This is a genomic window from Sabulicella glaciei (assembly GCF_026183895.1).
GTDB classification, from domain to species: Bacteria; Pseudomonadota; Alphaproteobacteria; order Acetobacterales; family Acetobacteraceae; genus Roseococcus; species Roseococcus glaciei.
Window position 1 is genome coordinate 34,274 of record NZ_JAPFQI010000004.1, and the last position, 23,596, is coordinate 57,869.

Genomic DNA, 23,596 nt, shown 5'->3' on the forward strand with positions numbered 1-23,596 from the left:
CTTCTTCTTGAGTGATGCGGGCACCGATCCCAGCCTCCTTCGCAAGGCAGGAGGACGTCATGACGAGACCGCGCAAGATCGCGGCCCAAGTGAAGGATGCCGAGCTGGTTTCGGAGCGCCATGCCCATATCGCCAAGGCGGCGGTGCGCGTGTCCCGGGAGCGGGGCTTCCACAACGCCACCATCCGTGACGTCGCCATCGAGGCAGGGCTCTCCCAGGGCAGTCTCTACAACTACGTCCGCAGCAAGGACGACATTCTCTACCTCGTCCACCAGGACCTGACCTCCGGCTACGCGCGCGACGTCGAGGCGGCGATCGCCGGGCTGACCGAGCCGCGCGCGAGGCTGCGCACCGCCCTGCCGCCTTCGTCCGTGCGATGCGCGAACGCCATGGCGACATCGCACTGATCTACCAGGAGACGCACGCGCTGGAGCCGGACTCGAAGCGGGCCGTGCTGGCGCAGACCCACTCCTTCATCGAGTTCTTCGCGCGCCTGATCGAGGAGGCACGTGGGGCGGGAATGCGCTTGCCCGGCGCCGGCCCCCTCGCGGCGGATATCGCGACCTTTCTGCCGGTTATGCTGGCGCTGCGGCGCTGGCGCCTGCGCGACGTCGCGGCCGGAGAGGCGGCGGAGGCAGAGGTGGTCGGCTTCCTTTGCGCAAGTTGGGGGCGGATGATGAGGCTTGAGCAAGGCCGGATGCTGGTGGTGGGCGGCAGCCGCGGCGTCGGACGCGCCGATTGCCCAGGAAGCGGCGCGGCGCCGATGTCGCGATCCTGTTTCGCAGCCGCCGCGACGAGGCGGATGCGGTCCTGGCCGCGATCCGCGCCGAAGGGCGGCGGGCCGAGGTCATGCAGGCGGGTCTCGCCCATCCGGGCGAAACGCGCCGGGTGGGGGTCGAGGCGCTGATCCGCGTCGCGGCGAAGGAGGAGGCGCGGCACGGGATCCGCGCCAACGCTCTCGCCATCGGCCTCACCGACACGGACATGGCCCGGACCGTTTTCGATGCCTGTAGGGTGACCGAAGCGGCTGAAGAGGGTGTGACGCTCGGTCCCGGCGGTGGCCCGGCCTGGCCGGCTGCCACCCAAGAAAGGGCCGGCTCCCAGCGCGTCATGGAGCATCCCCCGCTTCACCAGCGATCAGCGCGAGACCCTCCGCGACGGAAACGAACTCGCCGCCGGCGACGACGCGGTGCGGCCCAAAGCGCTCCTCGAACAGGCGGCGCACGGCCGGCACCAGCGACGTGCCGCCCGTCAGGAAGACCCGGTCCACCCCCTCGGGCGCCAGTCCGGCATCGGCCAGGGCGGCGTCCATCGCGGAAGCGATCCGGGCCAGTTCCGGGGCGATCCAGCTCTCGAACATCGCGCGCTCGATCCGCGCCTCGATCGCGAAATCTGCGTGGGCGAAGCGCAGCACCGTTCCTTCCGCGCGCGAAAGCGCGGCCTTGGCCTCCGACACGGCGCGGTAGAGCGCGTAGCCGGCCTCGTCCTCGATCAGCTGGATCAGCCGCCGCAGCCGGTCCGGGTGCTCCGCGCTCCGCGCGACCTCCGCGATGTCGCGGAGCGTCTTCGGCGCCCGCATGAGCGACAGCTGGTGCCAGCGCGCGAAGCCGGTGAACCAGCCGGGCGGCACCGGCAATGCTTGGTCCATCACGGTGTAGCTGCTGCCCTTGCCAAGCGCGGGCGATACGACGTGGTCGATGATGCGGTAGTCAAAGGCATCGCCTGCGACGCCGACGCCGGCATGGCCGAGCGCCGAAACGCGGCGTGGCGGACCGGGATCGAAGCGCAGGACGGAGAAGTCGCTCGTGCCGCCGCCGAAGTCGGCCACGAGCACGGTCGCTGCCTTGTCGAGCCCGGCCGCGAAGCGATGGCCCGCCCCGGCGGGCTCCAGCGCCACCTCCACATCCGCCATGCCTGCGGCCGCGAAGGCCCCGCGCAGCCGGCGTTCGCCGAGGCCGGGATCCTCCGCCGCTTCGCCGACGAACCGCACCGGCCGGCCGATCACGACGCGGGCCCCGTCGAGTTCGGCCCGGAAGGGCGCCAGCAACTCGCGGAGGAACAGCGCCACTAGGTCCTCGAGCCGCCAGGCGCGGCCGAAGATGCGCGTCTCGGTGAAGCTGCGCTGCGCCAGGTAGCTCTTCATCGACATGATGAGCCGGCTCCCGAGCGGGTCGTCGAGATAGGCCTCGATGGCCGCCGGTCCCGCGTCGTGGCGTGGCCGACCGTCGGCGCCCGACCAGAAGCAGAGCACGGAGCGGAACACCTCGTCGGTCGCGTGGCGCAGCGTCTCGCAGCGCCCGTCCGGACGGAGCAGGGCGACGACGCTGTTCGTCGTGCCGAAATCGATGCCGATGGCGGAGCGTTGCATGGTCGGGGAACCTGTGGCGCCGCACCCTAGGGCCCCTTGCTGGGCTGGCAAGCCCGGTGGCCGCACCCGATCTGCCAACGTTTGAGGGATCGGGGCCGAGGGTCGCGCTGTGGTGGCAGGTCCCGCCGCGGGCCTTTTCGGGAACTCGTCTGGGCCGCCCAACGAGGCTTAGCCTGCGACGATGGGGTCGAGCATTCCCGGAGGCGAGACATGCGGAAAGTCTCGGAAGACAGCGGCGGTCGGCACAAGAGCGGTTGGCGAATCGCGCCTTGGATCGCGGCGGCGCTCGCCCTGCTGCTGCCCCTCGCCGCGATGCAGGTCACGGATGAGGTGGCCTGGAGCGGGGGCGATTTCGCCCTGCTCGGCGCCATGCTGTTTGGTGCCTGCGGCGCCTATGAACTGGGAGCGAGGCTGACCGGGAACGCCACTTACCGGGCCGCCCTTGCCACCGCCCTCGTGACGGCGCTCGGCCTCAGCTGGATTACCCTCGCTGTCGGCATCATCGGGTCGGAGGATGATCCGGCGAATTTGATGTATTTCGGTGTGCTGGCCCTCGGGCTCCTCGGCGCATTCATGGTGCGGTTCCGGCCCGGCGGCATGGCCCATGTGCTGGGAGTGACGGCGGTCGCTCAGGCTGCGGCGGGCATCATCGCCCTGATCGCTGGTCTGGGCTCGGGTGGTGCGAACTGGCCGGGCGTTGTCGTGCTCTTCACTGGGGTCTTCGTCCTGCTGTGGCTCGCCTCGGCCTGGCTGTTCCGGCGGGCGGCGCGGGAGCGGATGACCGCGGCGGCACCGTCCTAGCTTCGGCTCAGCGTCGGGCAGTTTCTACGACCGCAGGTCATGGTGATGGCTCCGTGCTGTGACCGAGCCCGCGGATCGGCGCGCTGATCCTGCCAGCGCAGAGCGTAGGCGGGGCCAGACGGGCAGCGCAACGCCGTATCTGGCGCTGGCGGCCGGTACCCCATTCGGTTGTCCGCAATGACATCGGTAGAGCCCGCTATGGGTCGAGCCCGGACTCATTGAGAGAAACCTCAAGAAGCTTGCTTCAAGCCCGAACTCGGACAAGCAAGTGTCTGTGGCTTCGTGTCCCCGCATCCCACTTCGCCGCATTCAACAAAAGCCTCTCGCTCGCAAGAGACGAGGGGCTTTTGTCATTCGGGTCCTGATCCGGGTCGCCGCGATCTCGTGCATGCGTCGCGGGATCTCAAGACGTGGATCCCGGCTGCTCGGCTTGCGCTGCGTGAAGCGGTGTTGACGCGTCGGAGAAACGAACATTTGGTCTAGTCGATCCGGATGTTCCCCGCGCGGATGACCTGCCCCCAGGCCCGGATTTCACGTTCAAGGAAGGCGGTGAATTGCGCCGGCGTGAGGTCCAGGGGCAGGCCGCCCTGGGCTGCGATCCGCTCCTGCTCGGCTGGGGTGGCGATGAGGCGGCGGATCTCGGTGTTCAGCCGCTCCACGATGGGGGCTGGGGTTCCGGCGGGGGCGATCACGGCTGACCAAGTGCTGGCCTCGAAGCCGGGCGCACTCTGTTCGGCGATGGTCGGAAGATCGGGGAAGCTCGGCATTCGCCGCGCCGCGCTGACGCCAAGCGCACGCAGCGACCCCTGCCGAACGAGGGGCGACGCGGATGTGCCGCTGTCGAACAACACATGGCAATTCCCCGCCATCGCGTCCGTCAGGGCCGGTGCGCTGCCGCGATGGGGTATGTGTTCCATCTCCAGATCGAAGCGCTGCCGGAAGATCTCCGCCACCAAGTGCGAAGGAGAGGCGACGCCGATCGAGCAGTAGTTCACGCGGCCGCGATTCTGCCGGGCCCAGGTGACGAACTCGGACGCGCTGCGCGCCGGGAAGGCAGGCTGGACCACCATGAACAGCGGCGTCGCCGAGGGCAGGGCAACATGCTCGAAGGAGCGCACCGGGTCGTAGGGCGGATTGGGCATCATCTGCGGCAGGATGGTCATCGGGCCGCTCGCCGTCATGGCCAGGGTGTAGCCATCCGGCGCGGCGCGCGCCACGGCCTCCGTCCCGATGACGCCGGAGCCGCCGCTGCGGTTCTCGACGGCGACGGGCTGGCCAAGGACCGTCTGCAGCCGGGTCGCCACGATCCGCGCCAGCGTGTCGGTGCCGCCGCCGGGCGGGAAGGGCACGATCATGCGAATGGGGCGCTGGGGCCAGGCTTCCTGGGCGCCGGCGGCGGGCGCATTGGCCAAGCCTGCCGCCAACAGCAGCGCCGCGGCCAGGATGGGCTTCCACGGATGCATCATCGAGCTTCTCTCCCCCGGGGCGCGGATCGCGCGGTTCGTGCCATGCACGGAGCGGCCGACGCCGCGGCGAGCAAAGCACCGGGCAGGGCGACGTGCCAGTGTTTGCGCATCCCGGGGCCAGCGCAACGCGGCCGGATTGACCTGGGCTCTGCCACACTCGACCCTGCCGTGCCAGAAGGGCGCGCGGGCCGAGGACGAGGAATGGTCGAAACATATGACGTGGCGGTCCTGGGCGGCGGCCTGGTCGGCACCGCCATCGGGCTCGGACTGGCCGGGCAGGGGCTCAGGACCGCCATCCTGGACGAGGGGGACGTGGCGCACCGCGCCAGCCGCGGAAATTTCGCCTTGGTCTGGGTGCAGAGCAAAGGCATGGGCATGCCGCGCTACTCGTCGTGGACGCGCGAGTCCGTGCGGCTCTGGCCCGACTACGCCGCGTCCCTGCGCGAGGAGTCGGGGATCGACGTATCGCTCCACCAGCCGGGCGGCTTCACCCTCGCCCTGAGCGAAGGGGAGCTGGAGCGGCGCGCCGCGAACATGGCGCGGCTGAACGCGCAGCCGGGCTTCGAGCACCTGGACTACGAAGTCTGGGACCGATCCCAGCTTCGTCAGGTCTTTCCGGAGATCGGGCCGGAAGTGGCGGGCGCGATCTTCTGCCGGCTGGACGGGCATGTGAACTCGCTGCGGCTGTTCCGGGCGCAGCACGTCGTCTTCGCGCGCCGCGGCGGCGCGTACCTTCCGAACTTCCAGGTGCAGGAGATCAGCCGCTTGCCAGGAGGCGGGTTCCGCATCCTTTCGGGTGAACGCTGCATCGAGGCGGGACAGGTGGTCCTGGCGGCGGGCATCGGCAATGCGCGGCTGGCACCGATGGTCGGGCTGGACGCGCCGGTGCGTCCGCTTCGTGGCCAAGCCCTGGTCACCGAGAAGGTGGCGCCCTTCCTGAGTCATCCCATCGTCACCCTGCGCCAAACGGATGAGGGCGGCGTGATGATGGGCGACAGCCAGGAGGAAGCCGGGTTCGATGAAGCCACAGGCCTCGGCATCCTCGGCGCCATGGCGGACCGTGCGGCGCGGATGTTCCCGAAGCTGGGACAGGTCAACATCGTCCGCACCTGGTCTGCGCTGCGCGTCATGACCAAGGACGGCTTCCCGATCTACCAGCACTCGGAAGCGGCGCCAGGTGCGTTCCTGACAACCTGCCACAGCGGCGTCACCCTGGCTGCGGCCCACGCCCTCGCCGTCGCGCCGATGATTGCCGGAGAAGGGCTGACCGACGCGCTCGATGCCTTCCACCCCAGGAGATTCCATGTTCCAGCGGCTTCCTGACGCCGATGACGCGGCACGCAGGACAGGCATCCGGTTCACCCTGGATGGCCTGCCTGCCCAGGGCTTCGCCGGTGACACGGTGGCCGCGGCGTTGCTGGCGCTGGGCCGTGACACCTGCCGCCAGACCGCGATCTCCGGCTCGCCGCGCGGCCCCTACTGCATGATGGGCGTGTGCTTCGACTGCCTGGTGGTGATCGACGGCGTCGGCAATCGGCAAGGCTGCCTGGTCCGGCTGCGCGAGGGCATGGTGGTGGAAACCCAGGCGGGGAAGCGGGAGGTCGGGCGATGACCCGTCTCGATCAGCTGAATGACCTCAAGCCGATCTACGATGTCGTCGTGGTTGGCGCGGGGCCTGCTGGGATGGCTGCCGCCACCGAAGCCTCAGCGCATGGTCTGGAGGTGCTGCTGGTGGATGAGGCGGCGTCGCCGGGCGGGCAGATCTTTCGCGCGATTACCGAGACGCCGCTGCACGACCGACGCGTTCTGGGCGAGGACTACTGGAAGGGCAGGGCGGCCGCGGAAACCCTGCTTGCGAGCGGGGTGCACTACCTGCCCGGCGCAACGGTCTGGCACCTCGACCCGGTGCTGCAATTCGGGCTTTCGGTGGAGGGGCGCGCCGCCGCGGTGACGGCGCGTCGCGCCGTGCTGGCGACGGGTGCCCTCGAGCGGCCCTTTCCCGTCAAGGGCTGGACCCTGCCCGGCGTGATGAGCGCTGGCGCCGCGCAGACCTTGCTGAAGGCGTCGGGCCTCGTGCCACAAGGGCGCGTGGTGCTCGCCGGCACCGGGCCACTGCTGTGGCTGCTCGCGAGTCAGTATGTCGCCGCCGGCCACCCGCCCGCCGCGATCCTGGACACCACGGCGACCGGCAATTGGCGACGCGCGGTCGGAGCGCTTCCGGCCTTCCTCCGCTCCCCTTACGTCGCGAAGGGGCTGCGCCTCCTGCTGCGGGTGCGGCGGGCCGTGCGGGTGGTTTCCGGCGTCATCGAGCTTTCGATCGAGGCGGGCGATGGCAGTGCCACCGAGATCGCCTTTCGCCGTGGGGATCGGCCCATGGAGCGCATGGCAGCGGATCACGTGCTGCTGCACCAGGGCGTGACGCCCAATGTGAACCTGGCAAGTGCCGCTGGCTGCGCCCTTGAATGGAACGAGACGCAGGCTTGCTTCCGGCCTCGGACCGACGCGTGGGGGCGGTCCAGCGTCGCTGGCATCGCGATCACGGGCGATGGTTCCGGCATCGGCGGCGCCGAGATCGCAGCACTGCGCGGGCAGCTGGCGGGGATCGATGCTGCCTGCGAACTCGGCCGCATGGCGCCGGAAGTGCGGGACGGGCTCGCGGCGTCGGTCCGCGCCAGGATTGCGGCCTATGACCGGGGCCGCCACTTCCTCGACCTGCTTTATCGTCCGGCCGACCATTTCCGCCTTCCGCACGACGAAGCCCTGGCCTGCCGATGCGAGGAGGTCACCGGCCGCCATCTGCGAGAGGTGGCTGCGCTCGGCGTGCCGGGTCCGAACCAGATGAAGTCCATGCTTCGCTGCGGCATGGGTCCGTGCCAGGGACGGCTTTGCGGGTTGACCGTCGCCGAGGTCATCGCCGCCGAGCGCGGGGTTTCGCCGGCCGAGGTCGGATACTACCGGCTGCGCTCGCCAGTGAAGCCGGTGACCCTGGCGGAAATCGCCTCGATGCCTCGGGAGGAACGGGACGAGAAGGCCGTCCTGAGGGTGTAGGAGCGAGCTTTGCCGTCACCCACGGCGGTGGGTGACGCATTCAACCTCATGAAGCCGGCGCACCTGTTCCTGCCGAACTCCCCATGGATTTTGCCGGAGCCATGATCCCGTCGACGGCAAGTTTCGACAGCACGGGCGCGGCGCAGGTGCGCGCCGGGCAGGGCTTCAGCGCGTCCGAAACCTCTCGTGGCACGCGCTCCTGTTTGCCTGCGCAATTTCAGCAGTGTCCGTCTGGGTCTGTTGCCCGGTCAGCTTCGACGCTGCGTGAAGGACGCCACGGCCGAGCGCACTCTCCGAACGGCGCTGACTGAACCATGGGAGGTGGAAATAGGTGAGGTGGATCGCTTCCGTGCGGGACATCCCTGCGCGACACGACCGTAGAGTCCCTGAGATTGCAGAGGCGTTGCGGCCGGGGTAGGCGCAGGCCTCGTGGAAGCGAAGGCTCGGGGCTTGAGCCCAGGGCACGATCGCCACGATCACGCTCCGTCCTGGGGCGCGGTTTCCTAGGCTCAGGTGGTCCAAGAGGATGGGTGCGAGAGTTCTGGTGCGGCTCTGGAGAGCCCTGGTTTCCCGGTTTGGTGCAGCGGGCCGCTACCGTCCCGAGCGCCACTATATGCGGGGTCCGTCCTCGCACCTGGCGGGCGCGGACTCGTAACCTGATGCTTCGAGGCGATCGAAGCGTGGAAAGCTGCTTCGGCGCCGGCAGGCCGGGTGCCGGTCCGCCTCACGCCACAAGATCGAAATGCGTGCCTGACACGTGGTGCCGGAACCCAGAGGCAGGTTCTGGCAGGGGCCCGAGCTTCGCCACCGCCGAGGACATGGCTTAGGGCGCCTGCCCATGCCTGCGTTGGTGGCACGGAGTGGAGGCAACGCCGCTCGGCCCAACACTCAAGCCAGCCAAGGCTTCTGCTTGGCGCGTGGACACATCCATGGATGTCGCAATTCCGAGGCAAGGGATCGTGAGTCCTTGCTTGCACACGGAAACGGCCCCGGCTCTTGCGAACCGGGGCCGCCCCTATGTCCTCGTGCCGCTCCGAGATGCGGCCTATGCTAGGCTGCGGCCTTGCGGCGAACCACGGCGAGGCCCAGCAGGCCGATGCCGAGGAAGGCCAGGCCAGCCGGGGCCGGCACTGCAACCGAGGCGCTGGCGTCACCGCTGACGCTCGCCGTGAAGTGGCAGATCGTCGTGCCGCAGATGTCAAGCGCCTGCGAAAGCGCCGTGAAGACAAGACCGATTGCGGAGGGATCCTGCAGGTTGGCAGCAGGGATCTGGTCGGACGTGAAGTTGACGATGCCGGTCGGCTGGGTCGCGATCAGCCCAGCCTGGAATCCTCCTTGCGGCCCTGCAAGGCGCGAGCCGGCGAGCGCGATGTCGGAGAAGCTGCCGGACAGGTAGTTGGTGCCCGCGCCGCCCATGCCGGAGGTGATGGTGAAGGTGCCGGCAAAGGCCTGACGGACATCGTCGCCGCCGACAAGCGTCGCGTCGCCGGTGCTGGTCGCGTTCAGGTTCAGGAAGGCAGCGAATGGGGTCGGGGTGCTGTCCGCATAGCCCGACACGGTCACTGCCACGTTGGTCCCGATCAGCTCCGTCGTCGTGCCGCCGATGGAATTGGCCGTAATGGTATTCGCCGTCGCGTTCTGCGCGAAGGTGATGATGGTGAGCGGCGCCGCCTGAGCGATGGCGCTCAGACCGACAAAAGCTGCCGTTGTCGCCAGTAATGCTAGCTTCCTCATTTTGGTCCTCCTGAGACCAGGTGCGGTTCTTGCTTCCGTACCTTATTGGAACTGGAAACGTGCCCTTTGAGGTCGCGTGACAGGCATTGGCCTGTCCATCTCTACAATGCAAAAGTTGTGCCGGTGGACTAAGTGTATGCTCCAGAATGATCTTTCTGTGCACCTGCGCAACGTCGCTCCTAAACTGTAAAAGAAACCGACGAATGGGACGGGGCTCTTCGCGAACCAGGACCGTTCCTATCTTCTCGCGCTGCTCGAGAATGCGGGGTTCGAGCGCGCGTCCGGGCACCTTGCAAGCATGGCTCCAGAGATCCAGTCCGGGCCGCAGATGGGTTGCGGCCGCTCCTAGAAGGTCGCCGCTGCCTTGGCACCCGTCGCACGCCACGATACGGTCTGGCTGCAGATCAGGAAATTTCATGCAACGCCCCAATCAGGCGGAATCCTTTGTCCTCCGGCCAGTACTTCCCGGTCGCTTCCTGCGAGACTGCGTATTGTCCCAACCTGGTCTGGTGATCGGCCGCGGAGCGCGGGCGTCGGCCATCGCCCGCACCACGCTCCATCGCAGGCTTGCCGAGGACACAGCCATTACACCCGGGATGGCGCCGGCCCCATTACAGCGCCTGAGCGGTGTCTCGGCCCGTCACTGGCCCCCTCGGCCGCAGATGCACGACCTCTGGCATCCGGAGCGAAAACTGGCTCATATCCTGCCTCCCGCCATTCGAGAGGAGATCGGGGCTGCCGCACGTGACTGACGCTCCCAATCCCCAGCCACCCGCGCCCGCGCGAGCCGCTACCGGGGTCCTCGGGCTGGACGATGTCCTTGCTGGAGGCTTCATCCGCGAGCGCCTCTACCTGATCGAGGGCAACCCAGGCACCGGAAAGACCACGCTCGGCCTGCAATTCCTGCTGGAGGGCGCCCGCGCGGGCGAGCGCGGCCTTTATGTGACCCTCTCGGAGACCGCAGCGGAGCTGCGCGATGGAGCCGCCTCGCATGGCTGGTCGCTCGACGGCATCGAGATCTTCGAACTGGTTCCGCCCGAAAGCCTTCTCGATCCCGACCAGCAGCAGAGCCTGATCTACTCCTCCGACCTCGAGCTCGGCGAGGCCACCCAGGCGCTGCTCGACGCGGTGGAGCGCATCCGGCCGCACCGCGTCGTGCTGGACAGCCTTTCCGAGTTCCGGTTGCTGGCGCAGAGTTCGCTCCGCTATCGCCGTCAGGTCCTGACCCTCAAACACCAGTTCGCCCGGCGGGGCGCGACCGTCCTCTTGCTTGACGACATGACGGCCGAGCCGGGGGACAGGACGGTGCACAGCGTGGCGCACGGTGTGCTGCGGATGGAGGAGCTGGCACCGGAATACGGCGCCGAGCGACGGCGCCTGCGGGTCGTGAAGTACCGCGGCACCAGCTTCCGTGGCGGCCATCATGACTTCACCATCGCGCCGGGCGGCGTGCGGGTGTTTCCGCGCCTGGTTTCCGCCGAGCACCACACCGGCTTCGCACGCAACCGGCTCGGCACCGGCATCGCGGAGCTCGACACGCTGTTCGGCGGCGGACTCGAACGCGGCACCAGCACGCTGGTGCTGGGGCCGGCCGGCACGGGCAAGTCGCTGCTCGCCATGAACTTTGCCGCGGCCGCGGTGCGGCGCGGCGAGAAGGTGCTTGCCTGCATCTTCGACGAGGAGGTGCCCCTTCTCATTGATCGGTCCAGGGACATGGGTCTCGACCTGGATGCAATACGCGCTGACGGCAGACTCGTCCTCGAGCAGATCGATGCCGCGGAGACTTCCCCGGGTGCCTTTGCGCAAGGCGTCCGCGCCCATGTGGAAGCCGGCGTGCGCACGGTCGTGATCGACAGCTTGAATGGCTATCAGTCGGCAATGCCCGACGAGCAGTTCCTTGTGCTGCACATGCATGAGCTGCTGCAGTACCTCAACCGCCAGAGCGTCTCCACCTTCCTGATCGTCGCGCAGCACGGGCTTGTGGGCGACATGAGATCCCCCGTGGACGTGACCTACCTCGCAGACACGGTGGTGCTGCTGCGCTACTTCGAGGCTATGGGCCGCGTCCGTCGTGCGATCTCCGTGGTCAAGAAGCGCATCGGCGGACATGAGACGACCATCCGCGAGTTCCGCATCGATGCCAGCGGGATCCGCGTCGGCGCGCCGCTGGAAGAGTTTCATGGCGTGCTGCGTGGCGTTCCAACCTACACCGGAAAGGGCGATCCGCTGTTGCGGGACCGGCCGGCGTGAGGGACGGCGCAGACAGCCCAGCGCTTCGGGGAGGCGAGGTGCTGGTGCTGGCGCCCGGGGGGCGCGATGCCGCGGTGGCCACTGCGATCCTGCGCGAGGCGGGCTTCGCCGCCAGAGCCTGCCCGGACCTGACGGCGCTGCGCCAAGAGCTCGACCGCGCCGACGTGGCCGTGGTGACGGAGGAGGCGCTGTCCCGGGCGGATCTTGGCGACCTTGCCGCCTGGGTCCGGGCGCAGCCAGCCTGGTCGGACTTTCCCTTTTTGCTACTTGCGCATCGTGGCGGCCCGGATCGGAATCCTGAGGCCACCCGCTTGGTCGGATTGCTCGGCAACATCGCGGTGCTCGAGCGCCCGTTCCACCCGACGACCTTGGTCAGCGCGGCGCGCAGCGCGCTTGCGGCCCGCCGGCGGCAGCTTCAGGCGCGCGACGCGCTCGTCGCCGAGGCCAAGGCGGCCGACCGCTTGCGTTTCGCGCTCCGTGCGGGTCGGCTTGGCTCCTGGGAATTCGATGGCGACACCGGCGAGCTTCGAGCCTCCGACGCCTGCAAGGCGGTGTTCGGCCGCAAGCCGGATGAACCCTTCAGCTATGCGGAGTTGCTCGCGGCCATCCACCCCGATGATTTGGGCCGTATGCAAGAGGCGGTCGCGGCCGCACTGGCGGGCAGCGGTGACTACGACATCGAATACCGCACGGTCTGGCCCGATGGATCGATCCACTGGGCCGAGGTCCGCGGTCGCGCGGTTTGGGACAGTGACGGGCGGCCAATCATGGCCGGTGTGTCGCTCGACACCACGGCCCGTCAAGCCGCAGCGGAAGAGCTGCGCCAGCACCGCGAGCGGCTGGAGGACCTGGTCGCGGAGCGGACCCGGGCCCTCGAAGCCGCAAACCAACAGCTGCGTGCCGCGGCAGAGGAGCGGGACCACGCCGAGGCGGCGCTGCTCCAGGCACAGAAGATGGAGGCCGTCGGCCAGCTCACCGGGGGGCTCGCACACGACTTCAACAACCTTCTGCAGGCCGTGCTGGCCAGCCTCGATCTGATCCGCCGCCGTTCCGGAGATCCGGCGCAGGTCGAGCGGCTCGCAGCCGCTGGCGCTGACGCCGCGCGGCGCGGTGCCCGGCTGACCGCCCAGCTTCTGGCCTTCTCGCGTGAGCAGAAGCTCGATCTCGCTGCGGTGGCGGTCATCGAGTTGGCGGAGGGCATGCGGGACCTGCTGGCGCGCGCCCTTGGCCCCGAGATCCAGCTGCACTACGCCATGGATGAGGCCGTCGGGATGGCGCTGGCCGATGCCACGCAGCTCGAACTCGCGCTGCTCAACCTTGCGATCAATGCGCGCGACGCCATGCGCGAGGGGGGCCGCCTCACGGTCGCGGTGCGCATGGCCGAGTTTGGGGTCAACGCCGACCTACCGGCCGGGCGGTATGTGGCGGTCTCCGTGTCCGACACTGGCGAGGGCATGTCACCGGAGGTGGCGGCGCGCGCGTTCGACCCTTTCTTCACCACCAAGGGGGTAGGCAAAGGCACCGGGCTGGGCCTGAGCCAGGTCTATGGCATCGCGCGCCAATCGGGCGGCATGGCAAGGATCGAAAGCGTCTTGGGGCGTGGCACGACCGTGACCATTCTGTTGCCGGCCGCCGAGAGCGAGGCTGCAGCGCGGACGCTCGGGCGGCAGCCCACCGGCATTCCAAAGGAAGACCTGTCGAAGCTGGGAGCCGGATCCCTCGTGCTGGTCGTGGATGACGACCCTGACGTGCGGAGAGCGATGGTCGCCTGGCTCGACGCGCTCGGCTACCGCGTCGCCGAGGCTGCGGACGGGCGCGCCGGTCTTGCCGCGCTGAAGCACTTGACCCCCGATGCCATGCTTGTGGATTACGCGATGCCTGGCCTGACCGGCACCGAGGTTGCCGCCGCGGCGCGGCGCCTGCGCCCCGGCCTGCCGATTGTCCTCGCCACCGGCTATGCCGCCGCTGCGGAGTTCGATCCGGGCGTCTTGGCAGGGCTGACGGTTCTGCGGAAGCCCTTTCGGGTGGAAGAGCTTGCCAAGGCGCTGCGGGACGCCCGATCGGCCGAACGCCGATGTCATCCTCACGCTAGCGCTGGTTGATGTCGTCCACTGACCCTCAAACGGCCACACGGATCTTTCCTGCTTTCGTTGAAATCGACGACTTGGCCGTATCTCGGTGCCCGATTGCGCTGCACGCTGGCTGGCTCTGTTCTCGCGTCGCGGGAATTCTTGAACCGTCGCGACAAGTGGTTCCAGTCGGGGCGGGCCGTTTTCAGCTTGAGGGGCCGTTTGAGAAAGGCTTGGTGCGGCGCGGCCGGGGGTGGTTCGCGCTAGGGATGTGGCCCCAAGAGACCCGAAGACGGGTGGCCGAGCTTAGCCGGACGACGAAGCGCTATCCCTCTGACCTGATGGACAAGGAATAGGCACGCATCAAGCCGCTGCCGTGAGGTGCTGAACGCGATCCGATACTTGGCGCGCAGTGCCGGTGACTGGCGGATGCGGCCGGCGTGTTTTGGTCCATCGGGCGTCCCATCGAGCCTAGTCCGAATGGTCCTGATGGCACGCGAGCCTCCTCGTCCGCCCTCACGACTCCACCGCGATCAACGCCGCCTTTTCTGCCGCACGGCGCAGAATGTCGATCGTGGCGGCGAGACGCTCGCCTTTGAGGACGCTCGAAAGAGCGGAAACGGAGAAGGCCCCAAGCGGCCGATGGGAGGGGGCGAGGATCGGCACAGCGACCGAGCGAATGCCACGCATCTCCTGCACCTCGTGCAGGGCATGGCCGAGACGTCTCGTGGTCCTGGCGCGTCGTGCGATCTCCTCCGGCGAATAGCCGGGCCAGTCGAGAGCGAGCCGGTCCGCATTGGCGGCAAGGATGCGTTCCCGCTCTGGTGCACCTTCGAAGGCAAAAAGGGCCATGCCGCCGGCGCCGATCCCGAGCGGCCTCCGCCGGCCCGGTTCCAGCACGAGAACCTTCACGGGAAAGGCCCCCTCTTGGCGATCCAGGCAGACCCCATCGAAGCCGGACCGGACGGTGAGGAAGGCGGTCTGCCCGGTGTCGCGGGCGACCCCCTCAAGTAGGGGACGCCAGGCTTCCAGGACCGGTGTCTGCGGCTTGGCAGCCAAGCCAAGCTCCTGCAGCAGCGGCCCGAGCCTATAGCGCCGCGTCTCGCGGTCCTGGACCACGACCCCCTCTGCGACGAGCCCTTGCAGGATGCGATGGGCCGTTGGCCGCTCAAGGCCGCATTCCTCCGCCAGCTCAACAAGGCGACGGCCCACGCGCGGTTGTGACGCAGTGGCGCGAAGCAGGCTGAAGGCCCGGGCCAAGGTCTGGGTGCCTGACGCCGTCCGAGGCCGCTCGGTATGGATTTTCACAATGTGGACTCTCTGAGCCTCAATCCCGTTGCCTCCCTTCGGATCGGGCGGCACGCTGTCCGAAGGGGCGGAAACGAAGTCCAGAATACGGAATGATCAGTCAAGATAATTCAGGCAGGCAAGCCTTGGCCGGGCTGCGCGTGGTCGAGTTCGCGGCGCCACTTGGCGCCTATGCCGGCCTTTTGTTTGGCGGCCTTGGGGCAGAGGTCATCCTCGTTGAGCCACCCGGTGGCGGGCCGTTGCGGCGCCGCGGGCCATGGATCGGGTCGCGGCGCGACGCGGAGGCCAGCCTTCTGCATGCGGCTTTCAACGCCGGAAAGCGCAGCATCACGCTCGACCTGTCGGATCGCGACGACATTGAGCGCGCCCAGGTCCTGGCGGAGCGCGCGGACCTCGTGATCGCCGGGGGCAGCCTTCCGCCCGCCCTCGCGCATGAGGCCCTTGCTGGCCAGGCGAGCAGGCTGGTCACTCTTGCCTTGTCCCCGTTCGGGTCGAAGGGGCCCCGCTCAGGGTGGCTCGCCGAGGACATCACGGCGCTGGCCATGGGCGGCATGCTGACCCTGGCGGGATATCCAGATGGACCGCCGCTTGCCGCCTGCGGGGAACAGGCGGTTGCGGCCGCCAGCCTGTTCGGTGCGACGGCTGCCCTCGCCGCCATCCTGCGCGCGGAGGCGGGCGGGGAGGGCGCGTTCATCGACGTTTCCATGCAGGAATGCGTGGCCATGGGCCAGGAGAACGCCATCCAGTTCCTGGACCTGGAAGGCATCGTCCGGAAGCGCGACGGCGGGCGGCAGCGCCAGGCCGGGACCGGCGTGTTCCCCTGCCGGGACGGACATGTCTACCTCATGGCCGGCGGGATCGCCTCCAACCGCTTCTGGGGCGCGACAGTGGACTGGCTCGTTGAGGAGGGGCTCGATGGCTCGGAAGGGCTGCGGGATCCCCGGTGGCTGGACAGCAAGTGGCTGAACCAGGAGGAAGCGAAGCGGATCTTTGCGGAGATTTTCGAGCCCTTCGCCAAGCGCCGGACCAAGGCGCAACTGGTCGCGGCGACTTCAGCGCGGCGCATCCCGCTCGCGCCCATCTCCACCGCCAGCGACATCCTCGCCTCCGCGCAATTGGCGGCACGTGGCTTCTTCGTGAACCGGGCCATCGACGATGGCCGGGTCCTGCCCTTCGCGGGTGCGCCCTATCAGCTCTCCGCGACACCCTGGCGGGCACCGAACCCCGCGCCGAGGCTCGACGCGGATCGTGACGACATCCTGCGCCTGCTGGAGGCGGCATGAGCGCCCCGCTCGCGGGCGTCCGCATCGCCGACTTCACCTGGATCGGCGCCGGCGCCTACACCACCCGAATGCTGGCCGACCTCGGTGCGGAGGTCATCAAGATCGAGAGCGCCACGCGCTTCGACACGCTGCGCGACGCGAGGCCGTTCAAGGACGGCATTCCCGGCCTCAACCGCAGCGGCTACTTCGCGGACCGGAACTGCGGCAAGCGCAGCGTCACGCTGGATCTGAAGCACCCGCAGGGCCTGGACTTGGCGAAGCGGATCATCGCCGCGAGCGATATCGTCGCCAACAACTTCGCTCCCGGCGTCATGGACAGGCTGGGCCTGGGCCACGACGTCGTCCGCGCGCTCCGCCCGGACGCGATCTACCTTGCCATGTCGATGAAGGGCGCCACCGGTCCCGAGCGCGACAGCCGCGGATACGGGCTCACCATCGGCGCGCTCACGGGCGTGCAGCACTTCACCTCCCTGCCGGGGCGGCTGCCGGCTGGGACGGGGACGAACTACCCAGACCATATCCCCAACCCGTCGCACGCGGCCTTCGCCGTCCTGGCGGCGCTGCGGCACCGCCGGCGGACCGGGGAAGGCCAGGCCATCGACATCGCCCAGACCGAACCAACGATCGCGCTGCTCTCGCCTCTGCTGCTGGATCACGCCGTGAACGGGGGCGGGCCGCTGCCGCGCGGCAACAGCCATCCGGACATGGTGCTGCAAGGCGTGTTCCCGTGCAAAGGCGCGGATCGCTGGATCGCGATCTCGCTCCGCGACGCTGCCGAGGCAGCCAGGGCGGCAGCACTGCTCGGCCTGAGCGAGGCTTCCGCTGAGGCCCTGGCGCGGGCCACGCAGCACTGGGACGCGGTCGCGCTGGCCGAGGCGCTGCAGGCACAGGGCGTGCCGGCGGGACCGGTGCTGGATGCGCGCGGCGTTCTTGAGGATCCGCAGTTGGCGGCGCGCGACCATTGGGCGCGCCTGCCGCACGAGGAGGTAGGACCGACCGTTTACAACGCGTCTCCCATCGTGATGGACGGCCTGCCCCGCCACCCCTCCCGCGCCGCGCCCCTGCTTGGCCAGCACACGCGGGAGGTGCTGGAGAACATGCTGGGACTGGCCCCGAGCGAGGTGGACGAGCTGGCCGCGGCGGGCGTGCTGCGATGACCATGACCCGGCGCATCGCCGAGTTCGCCGCGGGCTTCGATGCGCGCTCGGTCGGCGGGACGGAGCGGGACCTCACGCTCCGAGCGATGCTCGACACCGTCGCAGTCGCGGTCGCGGCGCGGAAGGAGCCAGCCGCGATCCTCGCGGAGAAGCGGGCGGTCGCCCTCGGATCCGGGCCGTGCCGGCTGTGGAAGGCCCAAGCGTCGCCCGGGGTGGGGGAAGAAGGGGCGGCCTGGGCGAATGGTGTCATCGGCCACGTGCTGGACTTCGACGACGTCACCTCCGCGATGCGCGGGCATCCGTCCATCGCCTTGCTGCCGGGCGTCCTGGCCTTGTCGGAAACGGAAGGAAGGACCGTCGGCGAGGCGACAGCCGCCTATGTCGTCGGCTTCGAGGTGATCTGTGCCTTGTCGGTCGCCATGGCGCAGCCGCACTACGTGGCCGGATGGCACAGCACGGCCACCATCGGCGCGATCGGTGCGGCAGCGGCCTGCGGGTGGCTGCTGCGGCTGGACGCGACACGAATGGCGCATGCGCTGGGGCTGGCTGCGGCCCAGGCAGCAGGGACGCGGGCAAGCTTCGGCACCATGGCCAAGTCGTTCCAGGCGGGCCAGGCCAACCTCGTCGGCCTGCGGAGCGCGCGGCTCGCGCAGATCGGCTTCGATGCCGCGCCCGACGGCATCGGCGGACCCATGGGTTTCCTGGCCCTCTATCACGCTGGAGACGCGCATGAACTTCCGCCCTTCGGCGGGGCGCTGGAACGGCACGGGCTGGAGGTCAAGAAGTACCCGATGTGCTACGCCACCCACCGCGCGCTGGACGCGCTGCTGGCGCTGCGGCGGGAGGAGGGGCTTTCGCTCTCCGACGTGCGGTCGGTGGAGGTGAGGGCGTCGGCCGCTTCCCTGGCGCCGCTGATCCATCACCGGCCGCAAACCGGGCTCGATGCTAAGTTCTCCATGGAATACGCGGTGGCGGCGGCCCTGTTGGACGGGGCGGTGCGCCTGTCGAGCTTCGAGGACGACGCGGTGCTGCGCGAAGAAGTCCAGCGCTTCCTTCCCCGCGTCAGCGCCAGCGAGGCGGGAGGCGAGCTTCTGCCGCGATGGGCGGAGGTGACGCTGCGGCTGCAGGATGGCCGGGTGCTTTCGCGGAGGCAGGACGCGCTGAGGGGCGCCGCGGACGAACCGTTGAGCGAAGCGGAATTGCTTGAAAAGGCGGAAGGCTGCCTCCGTCACGGCGGCGCCCCGCCGGGGACCGGCGAGGCCCTGCTGGCAGCGCTCCGGCAACCGGACGCGCGCGTCGCCGAGGTCCTGAGCCTCGTCGTGAGCTGAAATCAAGGGAGGAAACGGGCATGCACATTCGTCGCCGCGCCATGCTGGCCGCACCGGCCGTCCTGTTGCCGGGTCGGGCCTGGGGCCAGGAATGGCCCAGCCGGCCCATCCGCATCGTCTCCACCTTCGAGCCTGGCGGGGCGGCGGATCAGCTGGCGCGCGGGATCGCGGCCCTGATGGGGCCGCACCTCGGCCAGACGGTCCTGGTGGAGAACCGCACCGGCGCCTCGGGCAATATCGGCACGGACTCCGTGGCCCGTTCCACCGATGGCCATACGGTGCTCCTCGCAAGCACGGGGCCCATGATCTACCATCAGGTCCTGTTCCGCTCGCTCTCCTACGACGCGCAGCGTCAGCTCCGTCCGATCGGATTCGTCGCGCATTCCCCGAACATCTTCGCGACCCGCAGCGATTCCGGATGGACGACGATCGGCGACGTGGTGGCAGCGGCGCGCGCCCGGCCGGACGAGCTGACCTACGGAAGCGCCGGCATCGGCACCACCCAGCACCTTGTCGGTGAGATGCTCCAGGCGATGGCCGGCATCCGCATGACCCACATTCCCTATCGCGGCGGCGCGCCGGCGCTGCAGGACATGCTGGGCGGGCGCCTGAGCCTGCTGGTCACGACGGGATCTGGTGCGAGCACGGTGCGCGAGGGCCGGCTGAATGCCGTCGGGGTGACGGGTGCGACCCGCATCCCGGTCCTGCCCAACGTCCCGACGATGGTGGAGCAGGGCTTTCCCGGCTTCGTCGCCACCGCCTGGTATGGGCTGGTCGCGCCGGCGAGCATGCCGGACGCCGCCGTGCAACGCCTCAACGAGGCGCTGCGGCTGGCCCTCACCAACGAGGATTTCGTGGCCCGCATGCGCGACCAGACGCTTCAGGTCCAGGCGACGACGATCGACGAGTTCGCGCGGTTCATGGACGCGGAGCGCGAGAAATGGGTGCCGGTGACCAGGAACTTCACCGGGTCCATGTAGCCGCACCACGCCCACGGTCGCCAATCGGGAGTGCAAGGATGGATTTCGACATCGGCGAGGAATATCGCGCGGTCCAGGAGACCGCCCGCCGCTTCGTGGAACGTGAAATGATTCCCCTCGAGCCGACGGTCATACGGCGCGAGGCGGAGCGCGGCTTCACCGACGCCCCCTTGATCCCGCCCGAGGCGGAGGACCGGCTTCGCGCGGCGGCCAAGGAGGCCGGCCTTTACGGGATCGACGTGCCGGAGCGCTTCGGCGGGCAGGATCTCGGCCTCGTGACCAAGGCCATCGTCTTCGAGCAGATGCGCCGCAGCATCGTGCCCTTTGTCCTGCCGCCCGAAAGCCCGAACCTCCATCTGCTCGCCGAGACCTGCAAGGGATCCCAGATCGATCGCTACCTGCTTCCCTACGCGAGGGGCGAGAAGCGATCCTGCATCGCGATCAGCGAGCCGGGGGCCGGCTCCGATGCGGGCGGCATCCGCACGCGCGCCGAGCGCCGCAACGGCAGGTGGGTGCTGAACGGCCAGAAGATTTGGATCAGCAACGCCGCGCATGCCGATTTTATCATCGTCATGGCCGTCACCGATGCGTCCCAGGGCACGCGCGGCGGGATGACGGCCTTCCTCGTGGACAAGGGGATGCGCGGCCTGTCGGTTCCGACCTGCTACCCGATGATCGGCGAGTACGCGCCCTATGCCGTCAACCTCGACGACGTCGAGCTGGATGACGAGCAGGTGCTGGGCGAGGTCGGGCAGGCCTTCGTGCCCATTTCCCGCCGCCTGGGCGTGCGGCGGATGGAGATCGCGGCGCGCTGCCTGGGCGTGGCTGGGCGATGCATCGAGATGATGCTGGAGCAGGCGAAGCAGCGCTCGACCTTCGGCACCGTGCTCGCGGATCGCCAGGCGGTGCAGTTCTGGATCTCCGACAGCTGGCAGGAGCTGGAGATGTGCCGGCTCGTGGTCCACCGCCTGGCGTGGCGGATGGACCGCGGCCGCGAGGAGGACAGCCTGGAGATCCGGCGCGAGGGGGCCATGGCCAAGGTGCAGTGCACGGAGATGGCGACACGGGTGGTGGACCGGGCCATCCAGCTCTTCGGCGGGATGGGGCTCTCGAAGCTGCTTCCGCTCGAGTACATGGCGCGGGTGGTGCGGGTCTGGCGCATCGTCGAGGGACCCAGCGAGGTGCATCGCTGGCTGATCGCGCGCGACCTCCTCAAGGGCCGCTAGGCCAGAACAGAAGACGGCGCGAAAGCTGCGCCGTCGCCCCTCATCTCCTCCAGCAGCCAGTCGCGGAAGGCCGACGCGCCAGGGTGCTGGATGCCGCTCGGCATCAGGAGCCAGTAGTGATCGCCCGTCCCGACTGCCGGCCCTGAGATGGCGAGGAGGCGGCGGCGCCGCACATCCTCCGCGACGAGTTCCGGCGAGACGATCACGATCCCCAGCCCCTCCAGCGCCGCCTGCACGGCAAGGGAGGTGCTTTCGAACAGCAGCGGCGTCCCCGGGAGCGTGATCCCGGCCGTGTCCGCCCAGGTGGCCCAGTCCCTCGGTCGGACCCGGCTGCCGAGGAGCGAGTGCGGCGCCAGCCCGACGCGTCGCACGGCGCGGGCGAGTGCGGGCGCCGCGAAAGGCTGGATCGCGAGGGGCTGGAGGCGGATCGCGCCTGGCAACTGACGGCCGGTCCGGATGGCGGCGTCCACCGCATCCCGGGCGAAGTCCACCGGCGCGGTCGAGGCGCTCACCTCGATCTCCACGCCGGGATGAAGGACGCGAAAACGGGGAAGCCGGGGGATTAGCCAGCGCATCGCCCAGGTGGTGTAGGCGCGCACGCGCAACGGCCCGCTGGGCTGACGCAGTTCCGCCGTTGCCTCTTCCATGCGGGCGAAGGCGGCGCGGAGGGCCTCGGCGTAGCGCGCCCCGTCTTCGGTCAGCGTCGCGCTGTTGGCGCCGCGCAGCAGAAGCCGGCGGCCCAGGGCCGCTTCCAGCGCGCGGATGCGCTTGCCCACGGCGGGCTGCGTCACGTTCAGGCGCGCCGCGGCGGCCGACAGGCTGCCCGTCTCCGCCACCAGGACGAAGGCGTGCAGGGCAGGGAGGGGCGGAAGGCGCTCGGCCATCGCGGTAAGTCTAACCTCTGGTTTGGGCAGGCCGCCAATCCCGACCTTGGGCCAGTGTGCGATCGGGTCCAGGCTCCCCCTAAGCCGGTGCAGAAGGGCCGGCGCGAGAGGAACGCCCAAACGGATGAACGGCCAGGACACCATTGCCGCGCCTGCGATCAGCGCCCCCTGGAGCCTCCGGGACAAGGTCGCCTTCGCCGGGGTCGGCACGACGCGCTACGGCAACTTCCCCGAGACGGACAGCTACGGGCTGGGCTGCGAGGCGCTGAACGCCGCGCTGGACGATGCCGGGCTGCGGCCCTCGGACATTGACGGGCTGATCGTCAATCGCATTCCCAGCTATGAGCGCTTCGCGGAGATGATGGGGGTCAATCCGCAATACTGCCTGCTGACCGAGGCGCCGGGCCGTTTCTCCGGCGTGTCGCTTGCCCTGGCGATGCAGGCCATTGCCACGGGCGCGGCCAAGACCGTCGCGCTGGTCTACGGCAACAACGGCCGTTCCGTGCGGATGATGTATGGCGGCGGCGACAGCCAGTGGAGCCCCTGGGGCATGACCAGCCCCGGCGCCGTCCACGCGATGATGTGGCGCCGGCACATGCATGATTTCGGCACCACTCACGCCGACCTCGGGCCTGTCTCCGTCGCCTTCCGCAAGCATGCCTGCCTAAACCCGGACGCGGTGATGCACGGCAAGCCCATCACGCTGGAAGACCACGCGAAGGCGCGGCCGATCTGCGAGCCGCTGAAGCTGCTCGACTACTGCCTAATCAACGACGGCGCCGTGGCCTGGATCCTGACCAGCGCCGAGCGCGCGCGAGACCTGCGCCGCCCGCCCGTGCTCGTCTCGGGCTATGCGCGGCAGGACCGCTTCTCCTATGGCAGCGCGCCGGCCGACGACTACTGGTACCCGACCCTCTCCGCCTGCCGCAGCGTCTACGACCGCGCGGGCTTCGGGCGCGACGACGTGCAGGGCCTCGGCATCTACGACAATTTCTCGCCGACGGTGATGTTCAGCCTAGAGGGGCTGGGCTTCTGCGGGCAGGGCGAGAGCGGCGACTTCGTGCGCGACGGGACGTTGGAACTCGGCACGGGTCGCTGGCCGACCAACACCTCGGGCGGGCACCTGTCGGACAGCTACATGCAGGGCTGGGGCATCATCGGCGAATGCGTGCGCCAGCTGCGTGGCGATTGCGAGGGACGGCAGATCCCCGATGCCCGCGCGATGCAGTACATCTGCGCCACCCACATCGCGCAAAGCATCCTGTTCCGGAGGGACGACGCATGAGCCTCCAGACACGTCCCAAGCCGGTGGTGGACAACTGGAACCGGCCCTTCTGGGAGGCCTGCGTGGAAGGGCGGCTGCTGTTGCAGCGCTGCGTGGAAACCGGGCGCTGCTTCTTCCCGCCTGCTCCCGTTTCTCCCTACACCGGCCGGCCGGACTGGGAATGGATTACCGCCTCCGGCAAGGGCGAGCTGTGGTCCTTCGTGGTGTTCCACCAGAGCTACTTCCCCGGGATGAAGGACGAGCTTCCCTACCCGGTGGCGATGGTGAAGCTGGATGAGGGGCCGTACCTCCTCACCAACCTCGACGGCATGAAGGCGGAGGACGCGAAGGTCGGCATGCGGCTTTCCGTCCGCTTCCCGGGCGGGCCGGACGGCTTCGCCTTGCCGCAATTCGGGCCGGAGGAATGACG

General features: G+C 69.1%; 20 protein-coding genes and 1 pseudogene. 16 read left to right on the forward strand and 5 right to left on the reverse strand.

The window, feature by feature from the left end; all coding sequences use genetic code 11:
• Positions 1-59 precede the first annotated feature (59 nt).
• From OF850_RS08015 to OF850_RS23660, 3 genes and pseudogenes are all read left to right on the forward strand, one after another.
• Positions 60-407 (forward strand): TetR/AcrR family transcriptional regulator, encoded by a 348-nt coding sequence (locus tag OF850_RS08015; RefSeq protein ID WP_301589477.1) that lies wholly within the window; start codon positions 60-62, stop codon positions 405-407.
• Positions 377-907 carry a hypothetical protein gene (locus OF850_RS08020; protein WP_301589478.1) on the forward strand — a complete coding sequence of 177 codons (531 nt, stop codon included), beginning with the start codon at positions 377-379 and terminating at the stop codon, positions 905-907. The genes OF850_RS08015 and OF850_RS08020 overlap by 31 nt, the downstream gene beginning before the upstream one ends.
• A pseudogene (locus OF850_RS23660) lies at positions 850-990 on the forward strand (hypothetical protein); the annotation flags it as partial. The gene OF850_RS08020 and the pseudogene OF850_RS23660, both read left to right, overlap by 58 nt.
• Positions 991-1,108: 118 nt before the next feature.
• Here the strand turns inward: OF850_RS23660 and OF850_RS08025 are convergent.
• Entirely contained in the window at positions 1,109-2,368 is a 1,260-nt protein-coding gene (locus OF850_RS08025) for an Hsp70 family protein (RefSeq protein WP_301589479.1), read from the reverse strand.
• A gap of 210 nt (positions 2,369-2,578) precedes the next feature.
• On the opposite strand from OF850_RS08025, the gene OF850_RS08030 reads away from it, so the two are divergent.
• A complete protein-coding gene (locus OF850_RS08030; protein ID WP_301589480.1) occupies positions 2,579-3,169 on the forward strand; it encodes a hypothetical protein in 591 nt (196 codons plus the stop codon).
• Between the two features lie 479 nt (positions 3,170-3,648).
• Here the strand turns inward: OF850_RS08030 and OF850_RS08035 are convergent, their stop codons facing one another.
• On the reverse strand, positions 3,649-4,635 hold the full coding sequence (locus OF850_RS08035; protein WP_301589481.1) for a Bug family tripartite tricarboxylate transporter substrate binding protein: 987 nt from the start codon (positions 4,633-4,635) through the stop codon (positions 3,649-3,651).
• Between the two features lie 201 nt (positions 4,636-4,836).
• On the opposite strand from OF850_RS08035, the gene OF850_RS08040 reads away from it, so the two are divergent.
• The 3 genes from OF850_RS08040 to OF850_RS23430 are packed head-to-tail and all read left to right on the forward strand — an operon-like array spanning position 4,837 to position 7,683.
• Positions 4,837-5,958, forward strand: a complete 1,122-nt coding sequence (locus OF850_RS08040; RefSeq protein ID WP_301589482.1) for an NAD(P)/FAD-dependent oxidoreductase — start codon at positions 4,837-4,839, stop codon at positions 5,956-5,958.
• A complete protein-coding gene (locus tag OF850_RS08045; RefSeq protein WP_301589483.1) occupies positions 5,939-6,247 on the forward strand; it encodes a (2Fe-2S)-binding protein in 309 nt (102 codons plus the stop codon). Before OF850_RS08040 ends, OF850_RS08045 begins: the two co-directional genes overlap by 20 nt.
• Positions 6,244-7,683, forward strand: a complete 1,440-nt coding sequence (locus OF850_RS23430) for an FAD/NAD(P)-dependent oxidoreductase (protein WP_302474218.1) — start codon at positions 6,244-6,246, stop codon at positions 7,681-7,683. The genes OF850_RS08045 and OF850_RS23430 overlap by 4 nt, the downstream gene beginning before the upstream one ends.
• Positions 7,684-8,733: 1,050 nt before the next feature.
• Here the strand turns inward: OF850_RS23430 and OF850_RS08060 are convergent.
• Positions 8,734-9,417: a hypothetical protein gene (locus tag OF850_RS08060; RefSeq protein ID WP_301589485.1), complete on the reverse strand. Its 684-nt coding sequence runs from the start codon at positions 9,415-9,417 to the stop codon at positions 8,734-8,736.
• A 627-nt stretch (positions 9,418-10,044) separates the two neighbouring features.
• Here OF850_RS08060 and OF850_RS08065 point away from each other — a divergent pair.
• Positions 10,045-11,667 (forward strand): ATPase domain-containing protein, encoded by a 1,623-nt coding sequence (locus OF850_RS08065; RefSeq protein ID WP_301589486.1) that lies wholly within the window; start codon positions 10,045-10,047, stop codon positions 11,665-11,667.
• A 38-nt stretch (positions 11,668-11,705) separates the two neighbouring features.
• A complete protein-coding gene (locus OF850_RS08070; RefSeq protein WP_301589488.1) occupies positions 11,706-13,769 on the forward strand; it encodes a PAS domain-containing hybrid sensor histidine kinase/response regulator in 2,064 nt (687 codons plus the stop codon).
• A 483-nt stretch (positions 13,770-14,252) separates the two neighbouring features.
• Here the strand turns inward: OF850_RS08070 and OF850_RS08075 are convergent, their stop codons facing one another.
• Entirely contained in the window at positions 14,253-15,098 is an 846-nt protein-coding gene (locus tag OF850_RS08075) for an IclR family transcriptional regulator (protein ID WP_368044679.1), read from the reverse strand.
• Between the two features lie 71 nt (positions 15,099-15,169).
• Between OF850_RS08075 and OF850_RS08080 the strand changes: the two genes are divergently transcribed.
• Genes OF850_RS08080 through OF850_RS08100 form a run of 5 tightly spaced genes read left to right on the forward strand, consistent with a single transcriptional unit; the run spans position 15,170 to position 21,018 of the window.
• Positions 15,170-16,327 carry a CaiB/BaiF CoA transferase family protein gene (locus OF850_RS08080; protein WP_301589490.1) on the forward strand — a complete coding sequence of 386 codons (1,158 nt, stop codon included), beginning with the start codon at positions 15,170-15,172 and terminating at the stop codon, positions 16,325-16,327.
• Positions 16,324-17,484 (forward strand): CaiB/BaiF CoA transferase family protein, encoded by a 1,161-nt coding sequence (locus tag OF850_RS08085; protein ID WP_301589491.1) that lies wholly within the window; start codon positions 16,324-16,326, stop codon positions 17,482-17,484. The genes OF850_RS08080 and OF850_RS08085 overlap by 4 nt, the downstream gene beginning before the upstream one ends.
• Positions 17,481-18,812: an MmgE/PrpD family protein gene (locus OF850_RS08090; protein WP_301589492.1), complete on the forward strand. Its 1,332-nt coding sequence runs from the start codon at positions 17,481-17,483 to the stop codon at positions 18,810-18,812. Before OF850_RS08085 ends, OF850_RS08090 begins: the two co-directional genes overlap by 4 nt.
• 20 nt (positions 18,813-18,832) lie before the next feature.
• On the forward strand, positions 18,833-19,792 hold the full coding sequence (locus tag OF850_RS08095; protein ID WP_301589493.1) for a Bug family tripartite tricarboxylate transporter substrate binding protein: 960 nt from the start codon (positions 18,833-18,835) through the stop codon (positions 19,790-19,792).
• Between the two features lie 38 nt (positions 19,793-19,830).
• Positions 19,831-21,018 carry an acyl-CoA dehydrogenase family protein gene (locus tag OF850_RS08100; RefSeq protein ID WP_301589494.1) on the forward strand — a complete coding sequence of 396 codons (1,188 nt, stop codon included), beginning with the start codon at positions 19,831-19,833 and terminating at the stop codon, positions 21,016-21,018.
• Here OF850_RS08100 and OF850_RS08105 read toward each other — a convergent pair.
• Positions 21,015-21,902 (reverse strand): LysR substrate-binding domain-containing protein, encoded by an 888-nt coding sequence (locus OF850_RS08105; RefSeq protein ID WP_301589495.1) that lies wholly within the window; start codon positions 21,900-21,902, stop codon positions 21,015-21,017. The genes OF850_RS08100 and OF850_RS08105 overlap by 4 nt on opposite strands.
• A gap of 124 nt (positions 21,903-22,026) precedes the next feature.
• Here OF850_RS08105 and OF850_RS08110 point away from each other — a divergent pair, with 124 nt between their 5' ends.
• Together OF850_RS08110 and OF850_RS08115 are read left to right on the forward strand one after the other, a co-directional pair.
• Positions 22,027-23,187 carry a thiolase C-terminal domain-containing protein gene (locus tag OF850_RS08110; protein WP_301589496.1) on the forward strand — a complete coding sequence of 387 codons (1,161 nt, stop codon included), beginning with the start codon at positions 22,027-22,029 and terminating at the stop codon, positions 23,185-23,187.
• Positions 23,184-23,594: a Zn-ribbon domain-containing OB-fold protein gene (locus OF850_RS08115; RefSeq protein WP_301589497.1), complete on the forward strand. Its 411-nt coding sequence runs from the start codon at positions 23,184-23,186 to the stop codon at positions 23,592-23,594. Before OF850_RS08110 ends, OF850_RS08115 begins: the two co-directional genes overlap by 4 nt.
• The last annotated feature ends 2 nt before the right edge of the window (positions 23,595-23,596 follow it).